Origin of the sequence: Hufsiella arboris, from assembly GCF_009834875.1 — a bacterium.
GTDB classification, from domain to species: Bacteria; Bacteroidota; Bacteroidia; order Sphingobacteriales; family Sphingobacteriaceae; genus Hufsiella_A; species Hufsiella_A arboris.
Genome location: NZ_WVHT01000004.1, coordinates 325,667 through 351,406 on the forward strand (window position 1 = coordinate 325,667; position 25,740 = coordinate 351,406).

A 25,740-nucleotide genomic window follows, 5' to 3' on the forward strand; every position below is an offset into this window, starting at 1 on the left:
TGAAAGCTCAAAGCTCAAAAAAATGATTAAAATAACTGATTTACAAAAGTACTACCGTACGGAAGAGGTAGAAACAGTAGCCTTAAACAATGTTTCACTGGAAGTTAAGGAAGGCGAATTCGTTGCCATTATGGGGCCATCCGGATGTGGCAAATCAACTTTGCTTAACATTTTAGGCTTGCTGGATGATCCGGATGAAGGAAGCTACCTTTTCAATGACATCGAAGTTGCGAAGTTCAACGAACGCAAGCGCTCTGATTTAAGGAAACACAATATTGGTTTCGTATTTCAAAGTTTTAACCTGATTGACGAGCTGACAGTTTATGAAAACGTGGAGCTTCCGCTTATCTACACTAAAGTAAGCGCTACAGAACGTAAAAAACGCGTAGAAGAGGTATTGGAGAAAATGCAAATCATGCATCGCCGAAACCACTTTCCACAGCAGCTATCGGGCGGTCAGCAGCAGCGTGTAGCCGTAGCACGCGCCGTGGTTAATAACCCAAAACTGATACTGGCGGATGAGCCTACAGGAAATCTGGACTCGTCAAATGGTAATGAAGTAATGCAGCTATTAACAGAATTAAACGAGGCGGGAACAACCATCGTGATGGTTACTCACTCGGAGCATGATTCACGTTACACACACCGTATAATAAGAATGCTCGACGGACAAACCGTAACTGAAAATATTCTCGTTTAAGTTCCTGTCACATGTCACCTTTTGGTGTTGCCGGCAGTCTTACAACTAAAATTTAATCGCTTAGCCATGATAAAGAATTACATTTTGGTTGCCCTGCGAAATCTTTGGAAGAACAAGGGGTTTTCTGCAATTAACATAGTTGGTTTGGCTGTTGGCCTTGCTACCTGCCTGATTATTACCTTGTACGTGATCGACGAACTTAGTTACGATCGCTACAATGAAAAAACAGACAGTATTTACCGTATAGACGCCGACATCCGGTTCGGAGGCAACAACATGAAGCTTGCTGTTTCTTCCGATCCGATGGGGTCGACATTAAAAAGAGATTTTCCGCAGGTCGAACAATTTGTGCGATTTCGCGGTTACGGCGGCTTCCAGGTTAAAAAGGCGAATGAAAACCTACGTGAAGATCGCGTTATCTACACCGATCCAACAATTTTTGACGTCTTTACGCTTCCATTTATCGAAGGCAATCCTAAAACCGCTCTGGTTGAACCGCATACGGTAGTTATTACTGAAAAAACTGCCCGCAAATATTTCAACAGTGCATCAGGCGTTGTTGGTAAGACGTTAACGGTTAACGACACGAGTAATTACAAAGTAACGGGAGTGATTCAAAATATTCCGTCCCGTTCGCATTTTAATTTCGACTTTTTTGTATCGCTTGCCGAATCCAGTGAGGCGCGGGCCAACAACTGGGTGAGCCACAATTTCAACACATATATTGTGCTCAAGCCTGGCTCCGATCCGAAGTTGCTGGAAGCCCAGTTCGGCAAAGTGATCGACAAATACATCGGGCCCCAGGTTAAGGATCTTATGAACATTAATATGGATGAGTTTAAGAAAAGCGGCAACTATATCAGCTACAGCCTTACACCACTCTCCACGATCCATTTACACTCAAATAAAACCGCCGAGCTCGATGCTAATGGCAATATCCAATACGTATACATCTTTTCTGCGATAGCGCTCTTCATTCTTCTGATCGCCTGCGTTAACTTCATGAATCTTTCAACCGCAAGATCGGCTAACCGGGCACGGGAAGTTGGGGTACGTAAAGTATTAGGTTCTTTGAAAAGTAATCTGATTACCCAATTTTTAACTGAATCTGTTTTACTTAGCTTTTTTGCACTTGTTCTGGCTCTGATTATCGCATGGCTGTTTTTGCCATTTTTCAATCAGCTCGCGTTCAAGGAGATCAGTTTTAACTTATTTGCGCAGCCCTGGATGCTTCCTTTGATTATGGTAATCATCGTAATCATCGGGTTGCTTGCGGGAAGTTATCCGGCCTTCTATTTATCCGCATTTAACCCGATCCAGGTTTTAAAAGGTAAGCTATCTGGTGGCTTCAAAAAAAGCTGGCTTCGCAGCGGCCTGGTAGTTTTCCAGTTTGCCATCTCGATCTTCCTCATCGTTGGAACGGTGGTGATTTATAGCCAGCTAAGCTATATGCGCAACAAAGATCTCGGTTTTAACAGAAAACAGATTTTAATCATTCAAAATACCGATGCACTCGGTTCTGCCGCAGGATCTTTTAAAAATGATTTATTAAAGTTGGCAGGTGTCGAACATGCAACCATGACGGGCTACCTGCCAACCGGCGGCTGGCGAAGTGATAATCCACTGTTCCCAGACGCATCCCTTGATCAGAAACGGGCTGTTTCAACTCAAACCTGGAGAGTTGACGAAGATTATATTCCAACATTGGGAATGAAAATGGTGAAAGGCCGAAATTTCTCTAAAAAATATTTAACGGATTCTTCAGGCATTATAATAAATGAATCAGCGGCAAAACTTTTGAATTTCAAAGATCCTATTAATCAAACTTTGTATACCCTTGAGGATATCAAAACCAAAAAGCTGATGCAGTATAAAATCATCGGCGTGGTGAAGGATTTTAATTTCAACTCGCTCCGCGAGCAGGTTACACCGCTGGCTTTTCTTCTTGAGGAACAACGCAACAGCGTCGCTATTCAAATCAAAACGTCGAATATTTCCGGCCTTATCGCACAGATCGAACGAAAGTTTAAAGAGATTGCTCCTTCGCAGTCTTTTACTTACTCATTTATGGACGATGATTTCAATAATATTTACAATAATGAGCAACGTATTGGAAAAATATCCGTCACTTTCTCGGTGCTTGCTATTTTGATCGCCTGTCTTGGCTTATTCGGACTTGCTTCTTATGCTGCCGAACAACGGGTTAAAGAAATTGGGATCAGAAAGGTGTTAGGTGCCACCGTTGTAAATATTACAGAAATGCTTTCAAAGGATTTTTTAACACTGGTAATTATCGCCGCAGTCATCGCCTTTCCATTTGCCTGGCTGGCAATGAATAGCTGGTTGCAGGATTTTCAATATCGCATCACGATAAGCTGGTGGATATTCGCCGCAGCTGGAATTACAGCTCTATTTATTGCCCTGTTTACAGTTAGCTTCCAGGCAATTAAAGCGGCAATAGCAAATCCGATAAAAAGTTTAAGAACGGAGTAACGGTGCTGCCGGAAGCCAAGTACCAGTCAGGCATACAATTAATTGCAACCTAAAAGCGAAAGCTTGGATAATTCAAAATCGTCATGATTAAAAACCTTTTCCTCGTAGCTCTTCGAAATCTCAAACGAGATAAATGGTATGGGTTGCTTAATATTCTGGGATTAACCATTGGCATTACATTTAGCCTGTTCCTGATTTTTTATATTAAAGATGAACTGAGTTACGATCGTTATCATAAAAATGCAGACCGCATTTACCGGATAGCGTCTTACAATAAAGAGCCTGACAAACCTGAAATGAAATGGGCTGTTACGCCAGCCTCCATGGCTCCAGCTTTAAAAAGAGATTATCCGGAAGTTGACCAATCGCTTCGCATGTTGGGAACAGGAAAAACAATGTTTAAAAATGGCGACCTCCGGTTTTATGAAGACGCTATTTTTTTATGTGACAGCAATATCTTTAAAGTATTCAGTTATAATTTCATTGAGGGAAATCCAAATTCGGCGCTTATCGAACCTCATTCGATGGTTTTGACACAATCCAGTGCAGAGAAATTCTTCGGCAGGTCGACCGGTATTATAGGAAAGACCTTGCAGAATAACCGAGGCGAAATTTTCAAGATCACCGGCGTTATAAAAGACGTCCCGAAAAACTCACATCTTGTTTTTAACGCGCTTATTTCAATAAGTACCTTACCAAAAGACTTTGACCAGAACTGGGGAAATTTTGGTATTTATACCTACGTTCTACTCAAGCCCAATGTTAGTCCGGCCTTGTTTCAGCAAAAACTTGCCCCTCTTTATAAAAAATACCTGGAAGCGATTTTTGCTCCTTCCAATATCAAAATTCGTTTTGTTTCTCAGCCGCTTACTTCCATTCATTTGCACTCAGACCTTGAGTTTGAGCCCAGCGAACTGGGAAGTATGTCATACATCTACATTTTCGCGGCAGTTGCTTTTTTTATGTTATTGATCGCATGCATCAACTACATGAACCTCACAACCGCGCGTTCGGCCCGTCGTGCCAAGGAAATCGGAATCAGGAAAGTAACAGGCTCATCGAAACTTCAGCTGGTAACACAATTTCTCGTTGAGTCGTTACTAACAGCTGTTTTTGCGCTCATTTTAAGTCTTGGATTAATTGCAATTCTGCTCCACACATTTAATTCCGTAGCAGGTAAATTCATCACGTTTCAATCACTTTTTGAGCCGGGAACTTTTTTAATTTTGTTAGCTGTTGTATTGTTTGTCGGTCTGGCGGGCGGATGTTATCCTGCATTCTATCTTTCCAAATTTAACCCGGTAAACATTTTAAAAGGCAGCCTTTCGAAAAGCTCCAGCAATGCCACGCTTCGCCGGTCGCTTGTTGTTGTTCAGTTTTCCGTATCGATGATCATGTTGATTTGCACATGGATCGTTTACGGTCAATTGAAGTATCTCCGAAACAAAGATCTCGGTTTTAATAATCAGCAGGTTTTGAAACTGTCGGTTAATTCGGATCGCGACAATCGGGGCCAAATCCACGCCTTTACCAATGAACTAAAGAAGAATCCAAAAATCCTTTCAGTAAGCACCTCTGAGAGTATGCCGGGAGGGAAATACATTAACTTCAACTTGCTCTCCGTACAAACGGAAACAGGTTTTAAAAACCAGGGAATTGACTGTTATGGAATTGATGAACGATTCTTCCCAACATTGGGAATGAAGCTTAAGGAAGGCCGAAACTTTTCTGGCCTGGCTGACACGCTCAGAAGCGTGATCGTTAACGAAAACATGGTAAAGTTTTTTGGCTGGAAGAATGCTATTGGAAAAAAAGTAAAATATCCCGGCGATACATCGAGTTTCTACCTCGAGGTTGTCGGCGTAGTAAAGGACTTCAACCAAAAATCTCTGTACAATCCAATTGCACCGTTGCTAATGTTTTATCGGCCGAACAGTCCGAGAATTCAGTTAAAGTTGTCATCGCAGGATCTCCCTTCGACATTAAAAAACATAGAAAAGATCTGGAAATCCAGTTTCCCTGGCCTGCCATTTTCGTACAGTTTCCTCGACGAAGATTTTGACTCGCAATATATAGCCGACCAGAAAAGAGGTAAAATATTTACCGCGTTTTCCATACTTACCATCATCATAACTTGTCTTGGATTATTAGGATTGGTCGCGTTTACAACTGAACAGCGTCAAAAAGAAATCAGCATCAGAAAAGTAATGGGCGCAGGTGTCAGCGAAATTGTACCGCTGATAACAACCAACTTTATTTTGCTCGTGGGTATTTCCTGCTTTATTGCATTCCCGGTAGCATACGTCTTCATGGATAAATGGCTTAAGATATTTCCATACAATACTGGTTTAAATGTCACGCCTTTTATTTTATCAGCAATTACGGTCCTGTTTATAACACTTTTTACTGTAATATTTCATACGGTAAAGGCGGCATTAAATAACCCGGTAAAAAGTTTAAGAACGGAGTAAAATAGGTATCGGTTACAGATTTCAGGTATCAGCCAGTACCTGCAGCCTGAAACCCGTTACCTGAAATCTAAAAAACCAATGATCAGAAACTATTTAAAAATCGCGTGGCGTAACCTTCTTAGAAACAAAGGCTTTTCATTAATCAACATAGCCGGCTTAGCTATCGGCATGGCAAGCGCCATCCTGATTTTACTGTGGATACAAAATGAGATAAGTTACGATCAGTTTCACACCAAGAAAGACCGCTTGTATGTAATGTACAACCGCTCAGTTTTTGATGGCAAGCTCTGGTGCTGGCAATCCACACCAAAAATCATGGGTCCAACCATGAAAATGAGCTATTCGCAAGTTGAAGAAACATCAAGGATTAACCAGGCTACATTCCTGTTTACAGTCGGAGAAAAACATCTGACGGTCCGCGGTGCTTTTACCGATCCCGGATTTTTAACCATGTTCAGCTTTCCGTTGATTAACGGAGATTCAAAAACGGCCTTAAAAAACACTCAAACCGTAGTAATCACAGAAAAATTGTCAAAAAAGCTTTTCGGAAATGACAACGCGATGGGCAAAACTGTGAAGATCGACAGCAACGCTTATTTCACCGTAACAGGTGTCATGAAGGATCAACCTAACAATACCCGTTTCCAGGACTTCGAGTATTTCATGCCATGGAGTTACATGAAGAAAATTGGCTGGGATGAAAATAACTGGGGAAATAATTCAGTTCAAACTTATGTATTGTTAAAACCCGGAGTAACCGAAACCGCGGCAAACAAAGCATTTTTAAATATCACTCGTACCCACTCAGACATAAAAGATATCGATCAATTCGTTCACCCGATCAGTAAATGGAGACTGTATTCCAAGTTTGAAAACGGCAAAATAACAGGTGGGCGAATAGAAATCGTCCGGTTGTTCTCGGTTATTGCAATATTCATTTTATTGATAGCCTGTATAAATTTCATGAATTTGAGTACAGCCCGGAGTGAAAAACGGGCTCGTGAAGTTGGCATCCGTAAAGTTGTAGGCGCTCAAAAAGGTTCACTGGTGGGCCAGTTTTTAGGCGAGTCTATTATCATTTCATTAATCTCCGGAATTATTGCGTTAGTTGTTGTTCAGCTGAGCTTAAAAGGTTTTAACGCCTTAACTGATAAAGAACTATTTATCCCATATTCCAGCTTATTTTTTTGGCTGATAAGCCTGGGCTTTGTATTATTTACCGGTATTGTAGCAGGGAGCTATCCTGCTTTTTACTTATCATCATACAGGCCGGTAAAGGTATTAAAGGGAACCTTTAAAGCAGCTCATGCGCTGGTTACTCCAAGAAAGGTGTTGGTAATCCTGCAATTCACATTCGCCATTGCGCTGATCATTTGCACCATCATTATTCAGCGACAAATCAACCACGCCCAACAGCGTGACCTTGGATATAACAAGAATAACCTGGCTTATGTATTTATGACTGGTGAAGTCGAAAAACATTATACCGCTATAAAGAATGAGATGCTGGCAAGCAACGCTGTTACGGCTGTCACAAAAACCAGCGCACCGATGACCGAAGGCTGGAGTGATAGCTGGGATTACAGCTGGAAGGGCAAAAACACAACAGAAAAGCTTGATTTCGACATCTACAATACAGATGGAGATTTTGTCAAGACGATGGGTCTAAAACTGGTTACAGGCAGGGATATTGACCTTAAAGCCTTCCCCAGCGATTCGACCGCGATGATCTTAAACGAAGCCGCGGTAAAAACAATGGGCTTTAAGAACGCGATCGGCCAGATAGTGAAAGGCCAGGGCCGCGACTGGCATGTTGTTGGTGTAATCAAAGATTTTATCCTTTCGTCACCTTACGAGCCGGTTAAACAAATGGTTATCCAAGGCCCATCCGGTTGGTTTAACGTGATCCATTTCAAATTAAACGACAATGCCTCAACAGAAAATAACCTGAAAAAAATCGAAGCTGTATTCAAGAAATATAATCCTGATTACCCGTTTGAATATAATTTCATTGATGAGGCATATTCCAAAAAATTCCGCGACGAGCAGCGCATTGGAACACTCGCCGCGCTTTTCGCAGGGCTTACGATCGTGATTTCATGCCTTGGATTATTTGCTTTAGCGGCGTACATGGCAGAAAATCGGATCAAGGAAATTGGAGTACGGAAAGTTCTGGGTGCATCAGTTTCCGGGCTGGCGGTTTTACTTTCTAAAGATTTCCTTAAGCTGGTTCTGATTTCATTCGCAATTGCTTCACCGATAGCCTGGTGGGCAATGCATAAATGGCTTCAGGATTACACATACCGGGTTAGTATAAGCTGGTGGATATTTGCCATAACGGGAATCATATCGATGGCGATCGCGGTGGCAACGGTTAGCTTCCAGGCGCTGCGTGCAGCAAGAGCTAATCCTGTAAAGAACTTAAGAACAGAGTAAACGAGCTGTCAGAAATCAGCTAACGACACATATAAATGTATTATACAACGGCGGAAAGCCGCCGTTTACAGCTAAAAGCTACGACTATGATAAAAAACTATTTTAAAATCGCCTGGCGAAATCTGGTAAAGGATAAAGTCTTTTCTGTTATTAATGTCTTGGGACTAACCATTGGCATAACCGTTTGTATGATGATTTTTCTCTTCATCAGGAACGAATTCAGCGTGGATAATTTTCATACCCAAGGAAAAAACATCTATCGCGTAATGCGCGCTTTTGATCGTGATGGAAAGCAAAGCAGTGTTGCGTATTTGTCGGGCCCGTATGCTCCCGCTTTATTGAATGATTTTAAAGGTCAGGTAAAAAAAGCGGTTCGTGTAAGCCAGGATGATAACCTGGTTACGATTGGCAATAATTCTTTTCATGAAAAAAAGGTGCTTTCTGTAGATCCGGATTTTTTCGATCTGTTTACTTTTCCACTTATAACAGGTAGCGCCTCGAACGCACTGCAAAATCCAAACAGCGTTGTACTCACCGAAACTACAGCAAAACGATATTTCGGACGTATTGACAACGCAATGGGCAAAACAATAACGGTTGATAAAAACCTGCAATTAAAAGTAACCGGTATCGCCAAAGACGTTCCGTCCAACTCCCACCTTGAATTCGATCTTATCGTTCCGCTTTCTAATTACAAAGACAGAAGCACGATGACAACGTGGATCAACAACGGCATGTACACATATATCCTGCTTTCGCCAAACACAACACAGGCACAGGTTGAAAAGCAGTTACCGGCATTTATCCAAAAATACATGGGCGGAGATATAAAAAAATACGGGTTTAAGTTTTCGCTTTCGCTGACACCGTTAAAGGATGTGTATTTTGAAAATGCTGCTTTTGATTCGGTTAAACACGGTAATAAAACTGTCGTATATATTTTCCTTTCCATCGCGGTGTTGATTCTCTTAATTGCCTGCATCAACTTCATGAATCTTTCCACCATTCGTGCTGCAGAACGTTCGAAGGAAGTGGGGTTACGCAAAGTGCTTGGCGCATTACGCAACAATTTGATATTTCAATTTTTAGGCGAATCCGTATTGTTAACCGCTATCTCATGTGTTCTGTCTGTTTGTTTATTCTTACTGGCAATGCCATGGTATAACCAATTACTTGGGTATTCATTAACTGTTTCGGGAAATGCTTTGCCTATTTATTTATTCCTTGTTGGCGTTATTGTAGTCGTGGGAATTTTAACAGGTAGTTATCCTGCATTTTTCTTATCAGCATTCTCTCCGGTGCAAGCTCTGAAAGGCAAGCTGCGCTTGGGCAAAGGTGGCTCATTATTCAGGGAGATTTTTGTGGTTGTTCAATTCAGCATATCTGTATTCCTTATAGTTGGTACTATCATTATCACCAAACAGATGAGCTACATTAAAAACAAACAGCTCGGTTATAACAAAGAGCAAACAGTAATAGTGCCGATCGACAATAATGACATATACAACAAGATGGATGCGTTTAAAACCGGACTGCAAAATCAAAGCATTGTTCAGTCAGTATCCTTAATGTCCGGCGAACCTGGTGGTTTTTTCGACGGACATACTTTTGATGTAGAAGGTCATCCTGAAAAATGGAATTCAAGAACTGAATTTGCCGACTTTGAATACGTAAAAACTTTAGGTTTAAAAATCATTGCCGGAAGAGATTTTTCGGCACAGTTTCCTACAGATACCACCGAATCCGTTTTAATAAATAAAACCGCGGCAACAAAATTAGGATGGACACCAGAAAAGGCTATCGGTAAATGGATTCAGAATACGGTTAGGGATTCAACAAAGCGCAGAATAATCGGAGTTGTAAATGATTTTAATTTCCTGTCGTTGAAAGAAGATATGGATGCTTTAGTTATTGCACCAAACATGGACAGAAGAGTTGCTTTGATAAAATTAAAACCCGGCAATATCGACGCTGGTGTTGCTGCCATAAAACATGAATACACTCAGGTAGTGTCTGGCTATCCTTTTGAATGTAAATTTTTAGATCAGCAATTCGATAGAATGTACCAGAAAGACGTTCGCCAGCAAACCATCATATCGGTATTTGCGGGACTGGCAATATTTGTTGCCTGCCTTGGTTTATTTGGCTTAGCCTCATTCACGGCAACGAAACGTATTAAAGAAATCGGTGTACGGAAAGTGCTCGGTTCATCGGTACAAGGTATTGTTGTTTTATTATCAAAAGATCTCCTGAAACCGGTATTAATCGCGACTTGCATCGCACTGCCCTTTGGCTATTATGCGATGGATAAATGGCTGCAAAATTTTGCTTATCGGACATCACTCCCAGCCTGGGTATTTCTGCTAGCTATTGTGATCACATTTTTAATTGCTCTTATAACAATCGGTTTAAAGGCTGTTAAAGCTGCTTTAGATAATCCTGTTAAAAGTTTGAGAACGGAATAAAATAGTATCGGGTATCAGGCAGGAATCAGCCAATACCTCTTACTGACACCTGTCATCTAAAAACAAAAACAATGATCAAGAACTTCATCAAAATCGCCTGGCGGAATCTTTTAAAAAACAAAGTGTATTCAGCTATCAACATTCTCGGGCTTGCCACAGGAATGGCTGTTGCCCTACTGATTGGCTTATGGATATGGGATGAGTTAACTTACAATGAGTACCACACCAATCATAAAGAGCTGGCGCAGGTGATGACCACTCAAACTTTTAACGGAGAAACAGGTACAGGAGCTGCTGTCGCAATGCCTTTGTCCACTGAGTTACGGGCGAAATATGGCAGCGACTTTAAAAACGTGTCCATGGCGTCCTGGAATTTCGGGCACATCGTTGCCAGGGGCGATAATAAAATATCGGCACAGGGAATGTGGGTCGAGCCAAATTTTCCGGCGATGATTTCGTTGCGTATGGTTAAAGGAAGCATCAAAGGGCTTACCGATCTTTCGTCGATTCTGATCAGCGAATCCATTGCGAAATCAATGTTTGGCGATTCGGATCCTATCAACAAGATGCTGAAGCTCGACAACAAAGAAACTTATAAAGTAACAGGTGTGTTTGAGGATCTTCCAGAAAACACTACATTAAAAGAAGCGAAGATCTTTTTAAACTGGGAGAAATACAAAACGACTGAAAAATGGTTGAAGGAATCGATGACACACTGGGGAAACCACTCGTTTCAATGTTTCGTCCAGATAAACAGTAACGGCGATTTCGGAAAGGTCACCAAAAAAATCAAGGATGCTTCCATGAAGCATTTAAACGCGGCGCAGGATGGCAAGGAAGAACTTATACTTCAGCCCATGGATAACTGGCGCTTGTACAGCGAATTTAAAAACGGGAAAGTTGTCGGCGGCGCGATTCAATTTGTATGGCTTTTTGCAATAATCGGCGCGTTCGTACTACTGTTAGCCTGTATCAACTTCATGAATCTTTCTACCGCCAGAAGCGAGAAACGCGCCAAAGAAGTAGGTATCCGCAAAACAGTTGGCTCATTAAAACAACAACTGATCGGCCAGTTCTTAAGTGAATCACTGGTTATCTCCTTCATAGCTTTTTTGGTTTCGATCATTTTTGCACTTCTGCTGCTCCCTGTATTCAACTCAATATCCAATAAAGATATGTCTCTGCCTTGGGCAAATCCTTGGTTTTGGCTTACTTGCCTGGCGTTTACAATTTTCACAGGTTTTGTTTCGGGAAGCTATCCGGCGTTTTACCTTTCAAGTTTCGATCCGATACAAGTTTTAAAAGGCACTTATCGCGTAGGACGGTTTGCCTCATTGCCCCGTAAAGTACTGGTAGTCGTTCAGTTCACTGTTTCAATTACGTTAATCATAGGAACTATTATCGTCTTCAAACAAATTGAATTTGCCCGGAACCGCCCGGTAAATTACAGCCGGGAAGGCCTTATCAGAATCGACATGACCACGCCGGATCTTTACGGTCATTATGACGCGATCAGAAATGACCTTATATCCACCGGAGTAGTCGATAACATGGCTGAATCATCTAGCCCGACAACCGATGTCTATTCCAATCAGATTGGATTTAGCTGGGAAGGAAAGGATCCTAATTCACTGCCATTATTTGGGACGATTGGCGTTACGGGTGACTATGGAAAAACTATTAACTGGCAAATTAAAGAAGGCCGCGATTTCTCAAAAAGCTTTTCCGACAGCTTGTCGCTGATTTTGAACGAGTCGGCTGTTAAACTAACCGGATTAAAGAATATTGTTGGCAAAACGATCAAATGGAATGATAAAAATTATTCCGTTGTCGGAGTAATTAAGGATATGGTTATGCAATCGCCATACGAGCCAGTGCAGCCCACTATTTTTGCTTACAATCCCGGCTGGGCGAACCTGATACTCGTGCATATGAAATCGGGAGTGCCCTTACAAAACGCTTTGTCGAAAATTGAAGGCGTATTTAAGAAATACAATCCGGGCGCTCCTTTCGACTACAAATTTGTTGACGATGAATATGCGAAAAAATTCAACGACGAAAAACGAATAGGCAACCTAGCGACATTATTCGCCGTGCTCGCCATTTTTATATCATGCCTTGGCTTGCTCGGCCTTGCTTCTTTCGTTGCAGAACAGCGCACCAAGGAGATCGGCGTGCGCAAAGTATTAGGAGCGTCGGTGTTCAACTTATGGCAAATGCTGTCGAAGGACTTTGCAATACTGGTAATTATCTCATGCTGTATCGCGGTCCCTGTTGCGTGGTATTATTTAAATGGCTGGTTGCAGCGATATAATTACCGCACAGAAATTTCCTGGTGGGTTTTCCTTCTCGCATGCGCCGGGGCGATGGTTGTAACGATTATAACTGTGAGCTTCCAATCTATCAAAGCAGCGCTTTCTAACCCGATAAAGAGTTTAAGGACGGAATAACCAGGTATCGGGTGTCAGGCAGGATTCAACTGACACCCGTTACCCGATACCTAAAAACAAATATCATGATCAGAAACTTCATCAAAATAGCTTGGCGGAACCTGGTAAGGAATAAAGGTTTCTCGCTTACAAATATCCTGGGGCTGACTATCGGGATGACATGTACCATCTTTATCCTTTTGTGGGTGAAGGATGAGCTTGCTTATGATAAGTTTCATGCCAATCACGACAATATTTACCAGGTGATGGCAACCCGCGATTTCAAGAACAATATTTTCACCGATCCAAATATGGTTCTTCCGCTGGCCAAAGCATTGGAAGGCGGAAATCCGATGATTAAAAGAACCGTGGTTACAACACACCAGGAATCGCATTTGATCGAATATGGCGATACCAAACTAAAAAAGGACTTATACCAGGTAAGCGACCAGTTTTTCAATATTTTTTCCTGGAGGTTTATTAAAGGTAGTCCGACTAACGCGATTAGTGATCCGAAATCAATTGTTATCACCCAATCGGCCGCTAAATCATTTTTCGGCGATAGCGACCCTATCAATAAAGTAATTAAAATTGATAACGAACAAAATTATAAGATAAGCGCCGTTGTCGCCGATCCTCCGGACAATTCGACCTTTAAGTTTGATTTTATCGCACCGTTTGATTATTCGTCAGATTTCATCAAAAACCGGATGCATGAATGGGTTAACTCATCACATAGCGTATTTATTCAAACAACGCCGGGCGCCAATATGGCTGCCGTCGACAAGTTTATCGACAAGGTTAAGCATGACCATGACGCCAACGATAAAATAAGTACCTATTTCACTTTCCCAATGAATAAATGGCACTTATACAGCGAATTTAAAGATGGGAAAAACGTCGGAGGATTGATTGAATATGTAAAGCTGTTTACCGTCATCGCCGTAATTATTCTGTTGATAGCCTGTGTGAATTTCATGAACTTGTCTACCGCTCGCTCTGAAAAACGAGCGAAAGAAGTAGGCATTCGTAAAACACTTGGATCAGATAAACGAAAACTCATTACGCAATTCTTTTTTGAATCTATTACACTTTCACTTATCGCATTTATACTGTCGGCGGCTGCAGTTCTTCTGCTCATGCCGTTATTCAATACGCTGGTAAATAAAAATCTTCATTTAAACATCGTTGATCCACTTTTCTTAGCCGGTGGGATCTTTATAATTCTATTTACGGGTATTGTCGCCGGAAGCTACCCTGCACTTTACCTCTCATCTTTCAGTCCGGTTAAAGTTTTAAAGGGAACTTTTGTTGCAGGCAAAGGGGCTGTTTTACCACGGCGTATTTTAGTGATCGGACAGTTTGTAATGTCGATTGTACTGATCTCGGCGACAATTATTATCTACAGACAAATACAACATATCAAAGACCGGAAAATTGGCTATAATCCTGATAACCTGATCATGGTGCCGTCCTCAGGTGATATTGATAAAAATTTTGCTGCTGTTAAACAGGATTTATATAACACCGGGTTGATAAACGCCGTTACCCGAACTTCGTCGCCAATAACTGAAATCTGGTGGAAATCAGGATCACCCGATTATAACGGTAAACCGGCGGACGCAAGCCTGATATTTTCTGGATTAAGCACCGATGTTGATTTCACCAAAACGATGGGCGTAAAAATACTGGAAGGCCGTGACTTTAATGGTATGCCCGGAGATTCGTCGGTTATGCTGTTAAATAAAGCCGCCGTTGAGGCCATGAATATCAAAAATCCGATCGGAATGGAAATGCGCTATGGCAAAAAATATACCGTGGCTGGTGTCATCGACAACATTGTGATGGAGTCGCCTTATGACCCCGTCGGCCCGCTGATGATTTATTACAGCCCCGATAATTCAAGCGTGGTTAGTATCAGGTTAAAAGAAGGGGTACAACCACAAACAGCTCTCAAAACACTCGAGAAAATTTTCAAAAAATACAATCCGAAAAATCTTTTTGAATACAAGTTTGCCGACCAGGAGTTTGGGAAGAAATTTGTAACTGAAGAACTGATCAGCCGCATTACAAATATTTTTGCGGGACTTGCCATATTTATTTGCTGCATTGGTTTAGCCGGGTTGGCATCCTTCACTATTGAAAAACGCTTTAGGGAAATTGGCATTCGTAAAGTGATCGGTGCATCCGTTCAACAATTGCTAATGCTTATATCAACCGAATTTTTAAAGCTGGTTTTGATTGCATTTCTTATTGCTGTGCCTTTAACGTGGTGGATGATGCATATCTGGCTGCAAAAATATACCTATCACGTTGATATCAGCATTTGGTTATTTGCAATTGTAGGCGTGCTGATACTGCTTCTGACATTAGTTGTTGTAAGCCTGAATACCATGAGAGCGGCAACTGCCAATCCAGTTAAGAGTTTGAGAACGGAATAAGGAAAATCAGTAACTATTTACAACTCACTTAAAGTGTGAAACCATGTTCAAAACAAACCTCAAAATTGCATGGCGCAATCTGTTAAAAGACAAACAGTTCACCATTCTAAATGTACTGGGTTTATCTGCCGGCCTTGCCTGCGCATTGCTCATTTTTCTTTGGGTAAGTGATGAAATAGGCTATGATAAGTTCTTCGCGAATGATGACCGTTTATTTAAGCTGATCGAGCAGCGGACCAATACTGATGGAGCAATTAGTTATTCAGAAGAATCTTCAGGCAGATTAAGTGAGGCCGTGAAGCAATCAGTTTCCGGGGTTGAATATGCCGCAGCAGTAGCGCCGCCAGGATGGTTTCCGCAAAATACGCTTTCAGTAAAAGATAAAAACCTTAAGGCAAACGGGCAGTATGCTGAGAAGGATTATTTTAATATTTTTTCATTTCCGTTGATCGCTGGTAACAGGAATAACGTGCTGGCAAACAATAATTCAATTGTATTGAGTGACGAACTTGCGGTGAAGTTGTTCGGCACCACCGATAATATTATCGGCAAGCCTGTAAACTTCGATCATGATACCACATTTTTCGTGTCTGGTATATTCAAAAAAATGCCTGTCAATTCTTCGCAGCAATTTGATTTTGTGTTGTCATTCGACTATTTCAAAACAATAAAAAACTGGGTAACGAATTGGCGCAGCACCGGCCCATTGAATTATGTATTGTTAAAGAAAGGCGTCAGCCTGGAACAGTTTAATAAGAACGTAAAAAATACTATCAAAAAAAATTCTGAAGATACCACGACAAACGTAGTAGCCATGAAATTTTCTGACATGTACCTTCACAATAATTATAACGGCAATGCGCAAAGCGGCGGAAGGATAGAATATGTAAAATTATTTTCATTGCTGGCGGTATTTGTAATGGCAATCGCGTGCATCAATTTCATGAATCTATCCACGGCTAAAGCTGCACGCAGGTTTAAAGAAGTTGGCATTAAAAAAGTGGTTGGCGCAGCACGGAAACAGTTAATAATTCAGTTTCTTACCGAGTCATTTTTACTTACTCTTATCGCGATGGGCCTTGCAATAGCCATTGCAGTGTTCTTGTTGCCCGCGTTCAACCAAATAACAGGGAAAAATATCTCATTACACTTCACCTGGCAGATGATTACCGGTATTATTGGTATTGCTTTAGTAACCGGATTTCTTTCCGGCGGTTATCCGGCTTTATACATTTCTAAATTCAATCCGCTATCTGTTCTAAAGGGCCAGTTGAATACATCAGCAGCAGAATTGTTGTCACGAAAAGGTTTGGTTGTTTTTCAATTTACATTATCAACTGTTTTAATTGTTACAGTATTCGTTATATATCAACAAATACAATTCATTCAAAACGCCGACCCCGGTTATAATAAAAATAATGTAATACGCTTGGCTGCAGAAGGTGGCCTCAGTATAAAACAAGATGCATTTATTGCCGAATTGAAAAAGATAAACGGCGTTAAAAACGCGAGCGCTACAAACCACCGTATGGTTGGGCACAATTTCGCTACAAACGGTTTGGAATGGGCCGGTAAACCGTTAAATGACAACACATTTTTTGAGGGTTTTGAAACGGATTACAACTTTGTCGAGACAATGGGCATGCACATAAAGGAAGGCAGGGCATTTTTAAAAACCTTTGGCGCTGATTCAACAACAATAATTTTAAATGAGGCTGCTGTAAAAGCTATGCATTTAGCCGATCCGCTTGGCAAAATTGTAAAGCTTGACGGGAGGAATATGCAGGTAATCGGCATTGTCAAAGATTTTCATTTTGAATCGATGCATGCAGAAATAAAACCCTCTTACCTAGTTCTTGTACCACAACGCGGCACTATCGTTGCAAGTATCAGCAGTAATAATCAGCAAGTAACAATCAGCGCAATTGAACAGCTATATAAACGCTTTAATCCAGGCTTTCCATTTACGTTTAATTTTCTGAATGAATCTTATCAACAACAATATGAAAGTGAAACAAGGGTATCTGCCTTATCAAAATATTTTGCAGGCTTAGCCATTATCATTTCATGCCTTGGTTTGTTTGGTTTAGCTGCTTTCACTGCACAAAAAAGGAGAAAGGAGATTGGTATAAGAAAGGTGGTTGGAGCTTCTGTAAGCAATATTACTGCTATGTTATCAAAAGACTTTTTGAAACTGATAGTCATTTCGCTGTTGATAGCTTTTCCTGTGTCGTGGTGGTTGATGTATAATTGGCTGCAGGGCTTTGCTTATCGCATACATTTAACACCAGCGACATTTGTAATTGCGGGAATTGCTGTCATTATAATCACGTTATTTACTATCAGCTTTCAATCCATAAAGGCAGCCGTTGCCAACCCTGTAAAGAGTTTACGAACGGAATAAGCAGCCGAAGACCAAATCCAAAGAGCTGTCCTGTTATAGCAATGCCTGTAAACGCTGATGGCTCTTATCCTACAAAATTCGTTCGCTTACGAACGCAAACTGTGCGATAACGAACACCGAATTCTCAATTATACGGTTCAGCGCGCCAAAATAAGCGTTTTTAACTATGGCATTTAATCTGTAACGGGATGGTTGGTGATGGTTATTGGTTGACGGTTCATTGGTTAGTAGCTAATAGTTCATAGTTGGTGGCTCCTGGCCGTTCACTTGAGGACTGATACCTGACACCTTAAACCTGATACCTAAAACCCGATACCGGATTTCCGACACCCAAAAACCATGATAAAGAACTACTTTAAAACCGCATTACGGAACCTTTGGAGACACAAAGGCTTTTCCTTTTTAAATGTACTGGGCCTTGCGGTTGGAATGACTGCATGCGCCCTGATTGTACTTTATGTAACGTTTGAACTGAGTTATGATTCAATGCACAAAAAGTCCGATCGTATTTACCGGATTATATGCGACATCAAAACTCCGACAGAAGTAATTAATGCATCCGGCCCGTCCTGGGCGGTAGCGCCTCATATCGATGGAGCGTTTCCCGAAATTGAGTCGGCTGTGCGGGTCAGCCGAGAAAGCTTTCTGGTCCGCCGCGGCGATGTTAAATTCCAGGAAGACAAATCCGCATTTGTTGATTCAGCATTCTTTCATGTATTTGATTTTGAACTTGTAAAAGGTGATCGCAGGACAGCATTAAACAATCCATTTAGCGTTGTACTATCAGAAAGTACTGCTAAAAAATATTTCGGTAGCAGCAACCCAGTCGGACAAACGCTGCTGTTCACCGGCGACGCGATTCCTGCCAAGGTTACAGGGGTAATGAAAGACATTCCTGAAAACTCGCAGATAAGGGCAGATCTGTTAATTTCCATGTCCACCCTTACCAGGAATCTCAATAAAGGGCTCGATGATCAGTGGGGCAACTACGGTTCTTCGGCTTATGTGCTGTTAAAACCCGGTACTAATGCAAAAGCACTCGAGAAAAAATTGCCGGCGTTCCTTGAAAAAATGAATGGCAAACAGATGAAAGACTCGAAGATGTATGCCACCTTGTTCCTCGAGCCTTTGCGCGATGTTTACCTTTACTCAACACGCGACGGATCAAAGACAGGAAATATCACCAACGTCTATATTTTCTCAATGATCGCTGTATTTATATTGGCAATTGCATGCATCAACTTTATCAATCTTACAACCGCGCGCTCGACAGAACGTGCCAAAGAAGTTGGGATACGGAAGGTTGTCGGAGCTGTAAAAAGTCAGTTAGCCGGGCAATTCATCGGCGAATCGATTATACTTTGCTTAACCGCATTCATCTTTACCCTGATAGTATCGGCCCTGCTTCTACCCCTGTTTAACCAACTGGCCGGCAAAACTGTCAGCAGCGGAATTTTCAGTAATCTTACATTTGTCGGCATATTATTTATTGGATCTATTATAATCGGTTTCCTTGCGGGATTGTACCCGGCACTTATCCTGGCATCGTTCAAACCGGTATTAATTTTAAAGGGAAGGTTTTCATCCGGCAGCCGCGGTATCCTCCTTCGAAAGGTACTGGTGGTAACCCAATTTACCATATCCATATCGCTGATCATCGGTACCATCATAGTTTACAAACAAATGAGCTACATGCGAAGCCAGGATCTTGGATTTAACAAAGACCAGGTTCTGATATTAGATACGAATGGCGACAAAGCGAAAAAATCATTAAAAGAAGAAATTTCGCGACTGCCAAATATTAAATCGATTGCGATGTCGTCCAGCGTGCCGGGCGGTGGAAATCCGGGCGCTTATTCAGAAATAGAAAATAAAAAAGGTGATCTGCAGGTTGCTAACCTTGATTTGTATTTCGTTGATTTCGACTATATCACGCAGTTTAACATGAAAATGGTGGCAGGAAGACCTTTTCAGAAAGAATTCGCTACTGATACGACACAGGCAATGGTCTTGAATGAAGCAGCCGTAAAAATGTTTGGCTATAGTTCTCCCGACCAGGCTCTTGGCAAACGTTTTAAACAATGGGGACGCGAAGGAAAAATCGTAGGCGTTGTTAAAGATTTTCATTTCCGCTCATTGCAGGAAAACATTAAACCCCTGAGTATGCGCATCGAGCCCGACGGATGCAACCTGATAACTGTTAAAATTGCAGGCTCAAATTTACCCGGCACAATAAGGTCTATAGAAAGCAAATGGAAGGAACTTATTCCTAACAGGCCATTTAGCTACGAATTCCTGGATGAGTTTTTTGACAGTCAATACCGCGCCCAGCAAAGGTTCGGAAACCTGTTTCTCAATTTTGCGGTGCTTGCCATATTTATTTCATGCCTTGGATTGCTTGGACTTGCCTCTTACAGCACCATGCAGCGTACGCGCGAAATCGGAATACGTAAAGTTATGGGTGCGTCGGTTTCCGGAATCGTCAACCTGCTGTCGGTTGATTTTCTGAAACTGGTATTGGTAGCTTTTGTAATTGCCTCGCCTATCGCATGGCTGACAATGCACTACTGGCTAAGCGATTTCGCCTACCGTATCAATATCGTGTGGTGGATTTTTGCTCTCGCCGGAATCACGGCTGCAGTGATAGCTTTTGTTACTATCAGCTTCCAGGCTATCAAGGCAGCACTAACAAACCCGGTTAAAAGTTTGAGAACGGAATAGCTTTTAAAAAATACCGCGTTATGAACAAGAACTATTTAAAGACGGCTTTGCGGAACCTATGGCGCTATAAGGGCTTTTCATTAATCAACATTGCCAGCTTAACAATTGGAGTTGTGGGTTGTCTGCTGATCGGGCTATTTGTTTGGGATGAAAAGCAATACGATGATTTTAAAGGTGCCGACCAACTATTCAGAATTTACAATCAGCGGACTACCAGCAATGGTACGACGAACATGGCAATGGTACCGCCAACTTTTGCGCCGTTTGCAAAACAGCAGTTCCCGGAAGTTGAAGAAACCCTGCGTCTTTTAAATATTCCAAATCGCATTCTGTTAGAGAGCGGTGAAAAAAAAGGCTACGAGGAAAAAGGGCTGATGGCGGAAAATAGTTTTTTTTCGTTTTTCCCATTGGCTTTCTCAAAGGGATCTGCAGTTAACGCACTCGCCGATAAGAATACAATTGTACTGACCGAAAAACTAGCACAAAAATATTTTGCAGGAAAGGACCCTGTAGGAAAAGTCGTTCAGGTTGACAAGGAACCCTTCCGGGTAACCGGCGTACTTGCTCCATTGCCGGAACATTTTCATTTAGATTTCGCCTATTTAACTTCTCTTTCTTCGTTAAACGTGCCCAAAGAACGTATGGAAAGTTGGGGATGGCAGCAATTCTTTACTTATCTGAAATTAAAAAAGAACGCAGATCCAGGCGCATTTTTAATCAAATTCCAGAAAGAGGTAAAAGAAAAATCAAATCCAACAACGCAAGCTTCCGGTTATAGCTATGCCCCTTTCCTGCAACCGTTACGTGACATTCACTTAAAGTCGTCGGATTTCGAATGGGATATTGCCAGGCGGGGAAACATTACCTACGTAAAAGCACTTACCATCATTGCCGTTTTTGTTCTTGTTATTGCTTGTTTCAACTTTGTTAACCTTGCTACTGCACGCTCCTTCCGCCGAGCAAAAGAAATAGGCGTCCGTAAAGTTATTGGTGCGGAGCGCCGGCAGTTGCTCCTGCAATTTACCGGTGAAACCATTTTGCTTTCAATTATTTCAGTTTTGATCGCAAGCGTCATTTCAACGCTTCTATTACCATGGTTAAATAATTTTACCGGCAAATCCATTTCCTTTAATATTTTAACTCAACCCGTTTTGGCTTTGCTACTAATAGCGGGAAGTTTAGTTATCGGCATTGCCGCCGGCATATATCCAGCTATGGTACTTTCTTCCTTTCAGCCAATTAAAGTTTTGAAAGGCATTAATACCATTTCAACAAACAATAAGCAAGTTATTTTACGCCAAGGACTAATCGTTCTCCAGTTTACATTATCAGTACTGCTGATCGTTTGTGCCCTGGTTGTTTATCGTCAGGTAAAATATCTGCATGATAAAGACCTTGGCTTTTCAAAAGACCAGGTTGTAACTTTTCAATTGCGTGGCGGCCTTGAAAGCAAAATTGCAGCGTTTAAGAATGATCTGATGGAATCGCCGGATGTTATTTCGGCAACGGCTGGGTACGGCTTGCCCGGTGATATTTTTGCAGGTGATGAAATTATCGTTCCTAAAAATGACAACAAACAATACCCTGTCAGCTTATTCTTAACAGACGAAGATTATATAACGACGCTTGGACTTCATCTGATCGCAGGCAGGAATTTTTCAAAGAATTTTTCTACGGATAAGGATCAGGCCTTTATTATTAACGAAACCGCGGTAAAAGAACTTGGTTTTGGCACCCCTCAGCATGCTATCGGCCAGAAACTTCACTGGAATAAATGGAATAAAGATGCCGCCGATCCGGTAAAGAAAGGCAAAATAATAGGTGTGATTAAAGACTTTCATTTTAAAAGTCTTCATGAAAAGGTTAACAGCCAGGTACTGCAAATCTATCCTGAATATTATAAAGTCGCGGTTAAGATTAAGGGTAAAGGCGTTGATCGTGCATTAACACATATCAAAACCGTTTGGTCCAGGTATGTATCCGATCCGCTCGATTACGCGTTTATGGACGAAAGCTTTGGCGCACTTTACAGCGCCGAGCAAAAGCTGGCATCATTACTTTGGATTTTTACGGGAATGGCCATCTTCATCGGCTGTTTAGGACTATTTGGCCTGGCTGCCTTTAGCGCTGAGCAACGTGTCAAAGAAATTGGCATACGAAAAGTATTGGGGGCTACTGTTTTCAATATCACCACATTGATTTCCAAAAATTTTGTTTACCTGGTATTGACTTCTTTTGTACTGGCCTTTCCCATCTCGTTATGGGCAATGAATAAATGGTTGCAGGATTTTGCGTACCGTGTAAATATCAGCTGGTGGATATTTATACTGGCCGGGCTGTTAACCTTGCTGGTGGCAATCGTTACAGTCAGTTTCCAGGCAATTAAAGCCGCACTAACAAATCCTGTCAAAAGTTTACGAACGGAATAAAATAGTCCTGGTAACAGGTATCAGCTGCGAGCCGTAATCAAAACCTGCTACCTAAAAGTTAAAAATTATGATCAAAAACTATTTCAAAATTATTTGCGCCCTAGTCCTTGGTTTGTCTGCCTGTCACAAAAATGATGTCAGCATAAAAGTTAGTGACAATGGCAAGACCATGCGTATACAAGCCAGAAAAGATACCATAGACTATGACCGGGAATTCGACGTCCAGCGTATGAGTAACAGCCAGAAGAACAAGCTGAAAGCACACGTGCTTGACTCATTAGGCTTCAACGGTAAATAATACTAAAGCAACCAATTATGTTAAAAAATTATTTCACAATAGCCTGGCGAAATCTCGTTAAAAACAAAGGCTATAGCGCCATTAATATTTTCGGCCTTGCTGTCGGGATGGCCGTCGCCATACTTATCGGGCTTTGGATATGGGATGAATTGTCATTTGACAAGTATCATAAGAACTACGAAAAAATTGCCAGGGTAATGCAGAACCAGCTTTTTAATGGCGAGGTGAGCACCCAGTTTTCCAACCCTGCTGTATTAGCGCAGGAAATAAGGAATAAATACGGCAGCGACTTCAAATATGTGCTGCAATCTTCCTGGAATTTTTCGCACACTTTAACCGTTGGGGATAAAAAACTTCTGAAATCAGGCTCTTATTTTGAACCGGATGTTACGGAAATGCTTTCACTTAAGATGCTAAAAGGAACAAGGGCTGGGTTGAAAGATACTTATTCAATTTTACTGTCCGAATCTGTCGCAAAAGCGTACTTCGGTAATGCAAATCCTATGAATAGGGTTATAAAAATTGACAACAAAGTAGATGTAAAGGTTACCGGCGTCTACGAGGACCTGCCATACAACACTTCATTCAGGGAGCTTACTTATATTTTGCCATGGGACCTTTACCTGGTTTCAAATCCCTGGATCAAGGAAATGAAAAATCCCTGGGGAAGTAACTTTACTCAAACTTTTGCACAGGTAGCCGATAACGCTGACATGGAAAAAGTGTCGGTAAAAATTAAAAATGTCAAGCTCAATGCTGTTGGTCCCGATGAAAAAAGATTTAAGGCCGCGATGTTTTTACAACCAATGAAGAAGTGGCATTTGAATGGCGATTTCAAAAATGGCGTTAACATTGGCGGCCGTATTCAGTATGTGTGGTTGTTCGGAGTCGTAGGCTTGTTTGTTTTGCTGCTGGCCTGCATCAATTTTATGAATTTAAGTACAGCACGTTCCGAAAAACGAGCTAAAGAAGTGGGCGTTAGAAAAGCCATAGGTTCATTCCGCAGCCAGTTGATCGTTCAGTTCTTAAGCGATTCGTTCCTGGTGGTTATGATTTCATTTGCACTTTCGCTGGTACTGGTATATTTAGCTATTCCTTCTTTCAATGAAGTAGCCGATAAACAAATATCGCTTTTATGGACTAACCCGCTATTTTGGCTTTTCGGAATCGGCTTCAGCATTTTCACCGGGTTTATAGCCGGCAGTTATCCCGCTTTTTATTTATCATCATTTCAGCCGGTTAAAGTGTTAAAAGGCACTTTTCGCGTAGGCCGGTTTGCAGCTATACCTCGTAAAGTATTGGTAGTGCTTCAGTTTTCGGTTTCCATCATTTTGATTATCGGAACAATAGTGGTTTATCAGCAAATACAACATGCGAAAGACAGACCAATTGGCTACAACCGTGAAAGCATCATATACGTTGGTTCAAATGAGGTGCTCCATAGCAAATATGATGCCTTGAGAAATGAATTAAAGTCGCGTAATATCATAGTCGAAATGACTGAATCAACCAGCCCTGCTACCGAAGTATGGAATACAAATGGAGGTTTCGACTGGGCCGGAAAGGATCCTAACCAGGCCGTGGATTTTCCAAATAATGGTGTTACTCATGAATACGGAAAAGTAATTGGTTGGGAGATTATTGAAGGAAGAGATTTTTCAAAGGAATTGGCTTCTGACTCCCTGGCATTTATCATGAACGAATCAGCGGCGAAATTTATTGGTTTCAAAAAACCGATCGGACAGATTTTAAAATGGGAAGGAAAACCCTATAAAGTCATAGGAATTGTTAAAGATATGTTGGTTGAATCACCGTACAAACCGATAAGAGCATCACTTTTCCACATTTCCAAAGAGCAGGAAGGTGTTATTCAGCTTAAAATTAACCCGTCCCTTACTGCTTCAGATGCGTTGGCTAAAATTGAGAATACGTTTAAGAAATACGATCCCGCCTCATCCTTTGAATTTAAATTTGTAGACGAGGATTTTGCAAAAAAATTCGGCGACGAAGAACGCATTGGCAAATTAGCCACTGTGTTTGCTGTTCTTGCTATTTTCATTTCTTGTTTAGGTTTATTTGGCCTTGCATCTTTTGTAGCTGAACAGCGAACCAAAGAAATTGGCATACGCAAAGTAGTTGGCGCGTCAGTGCTTAATTTATGGCAATTGCTATCCAAAGATTTTGTCATATTAGTATTGATAGCGCTGGCAATAGCCATACCGCTGGCATGGTATGGTATGCACCAATGGTTAGAGAAATACGATTACCGAACTGACGTAAGCTGGTGGATATTTACAGTAGCCGGCGTCGGAGCATTAATAATTACATTGTTAACCGTCAGCTTCCAGGCTATCAGGGCCGCTTTGGCTAATCCGGTAAAAAGTTTAAGAACAGAATAAACAAGTGTCAGGTAACGGGCATCAGGAACGAGTCAACCTGATACCCGAAACCTG

Annotated in this window: 12 protein-coding genes; all 12 read left to right on the plus strand. The window is 41.5% G+C overall.

Going from position 1 to position 25,740, the window contains the following annotated elements; translation table 11 throughout:
* Window positions 1–22 precede the first annotated feature (22 nt).
* The 12 genes from GS399_RS10765 (at window position 23) to GS399_RS10820 (ending at window position 25,686) form a co-directional block, all read left to right on the plus strand.
* Window positions 23–700 (plus strand): ABC transporter ATP-binding protein, encoded by a 678-nt coding sequence (locus tag GS399_RS10765; protein ID WP_160844622.1) that lies wholly within the window; start codon window positions 23–25, stop codon window positions 698–700.
* Window positions 701–766: 66 nt separating this feature from the next.
* A complete protein-coding gene (locus GS399_RS10770; protein WP_160844623.1) occupies window positions 767–3,193 on the plus strand; it encodes an ABC transporter permease in 2,427 nt (808 codons plus the stop codon).
* A gap of 83 nt (window positions 3,194–3,276) precedes the next feature.
* Entirely contained in the window at window positions 3,277–5,664 is a 2,388-nt protein-coding gene (locus GS399_RS10775; protein WP_160844624.1) for an ABC transporter permease, read from the plus strand.
* 78 nt (window positions 5,665–5,742) lie between these two features.
* Window positions 5,743–8,100 carry an ABC transporter permease gene (locus GS399_RS10780; RefSeq protein WP_160844625.1) on the plus strand — a complete coding sequence of 786 codons (2,358 nt, stop codon included), beginning with the start codon at window positions 5,743–5,745 and terminating at the stop codon, window positions 8,098–8,100.
* A gap of 86 nt (window positions 8,101–8,186) precedes the next feature.
* Complete coding sequence (locus GS399_RS10785) at window positions 8,187–10,565, plus strand: ABC transporter permease (RefSeq protein ID WP_160844626.1); 2,379 nt, start codon at window positions 8,187–8,189, stop codon at window positions 10,563–10,565.
* Between the two features lie 71 nt (window positions 10,566–10,636).
* The gene (locus tag GS399_RS10790) at window positions 10,637–13,015 is read left to right on the plus strand and encodes an ABC transporter permease (protein WP_160844627.1); all 2,379 of its coding nucleotides are present in this window, start codon (window positions 10,637–10,639) and stop codon (window positions 13,013–13,015) included.
* 65 nt (window positions 13,016–13,080) lie between these two features.
* A complete protein-coding gene (locus tag GS399_RS10795) occupies window positions 13,081–15,435 on the plus strand; it encodes an ABC transporter permease (protein ID WP_160844628.1) in 2,355 nt (784 codons plus the stop codon).
* A 43-nt stretch (window positions 15,436–15,478) separates the two neighbouring features.
* A complete protein-coding gene (locus GS399_RS10800; RefSeq protein ID WP_160844629.1) occupies window positions 15,479–17,839 on the plus strand; it encodes an ABC transporter permease in 2,361 nt (786 codons plus the stop codon).
* 339 nt (window positions 17,840–18,178) lie between these two features.
* Window positions 18,179–20,560: an ABC transporter permease gene (locus tag GS399_RS10805; RefSeq protein ID WP_160844630.1), complete on the plus strand. Its 2,382-nt coding sequence runs from the start codon at window positions 18,179–18,181 to the stop codon at window positions 20,558–20,560.
* Between the two features lie 20 nt (window positions 20,561–20,580).
* Window positions 20,581–22,989 carry an ABC transporter permease gene (locus GS399_RS10810; protein ID WP_160844631.1) on the plus strand — a complete coding sequence of 803 codons (2,409 nt, stop codon included), beginning with the start codon at window positions 20,581–20,583 and terminating at the stop codon, window positions 22,987–22,989.
* A 67-nt stretch (window positions 22,990–23,056) separates the two neighbouring features.
* The gene (locus tag GS399_RS10815) at window positions 23,057–23,287 is read left to right on the plus strand and encodes a hypothetical protein (protein ID WP_160844632.1); all 231 of its coding nucleotides are present in this window, start codon (window positions 23,057–23,059) and stop codon (window positions 23,285–23,287) included.
* Window positions 23,288–23,304: 17 nt separating this feature from the next.
* On the plus strand, window positions 23,305–25,686 hold the full coding sequence (locus GS399_RS10820; RefSeq protein WP_160844633.1) for an ABC transporter permease: 2,382 nt from the start codon (window positions 23,305–23,307) through the stop codon (window positions 25,684–25,686).
* The last annotated feature ends 54 nt before the right edge of the window (window positions 25,687–25,740 follow it).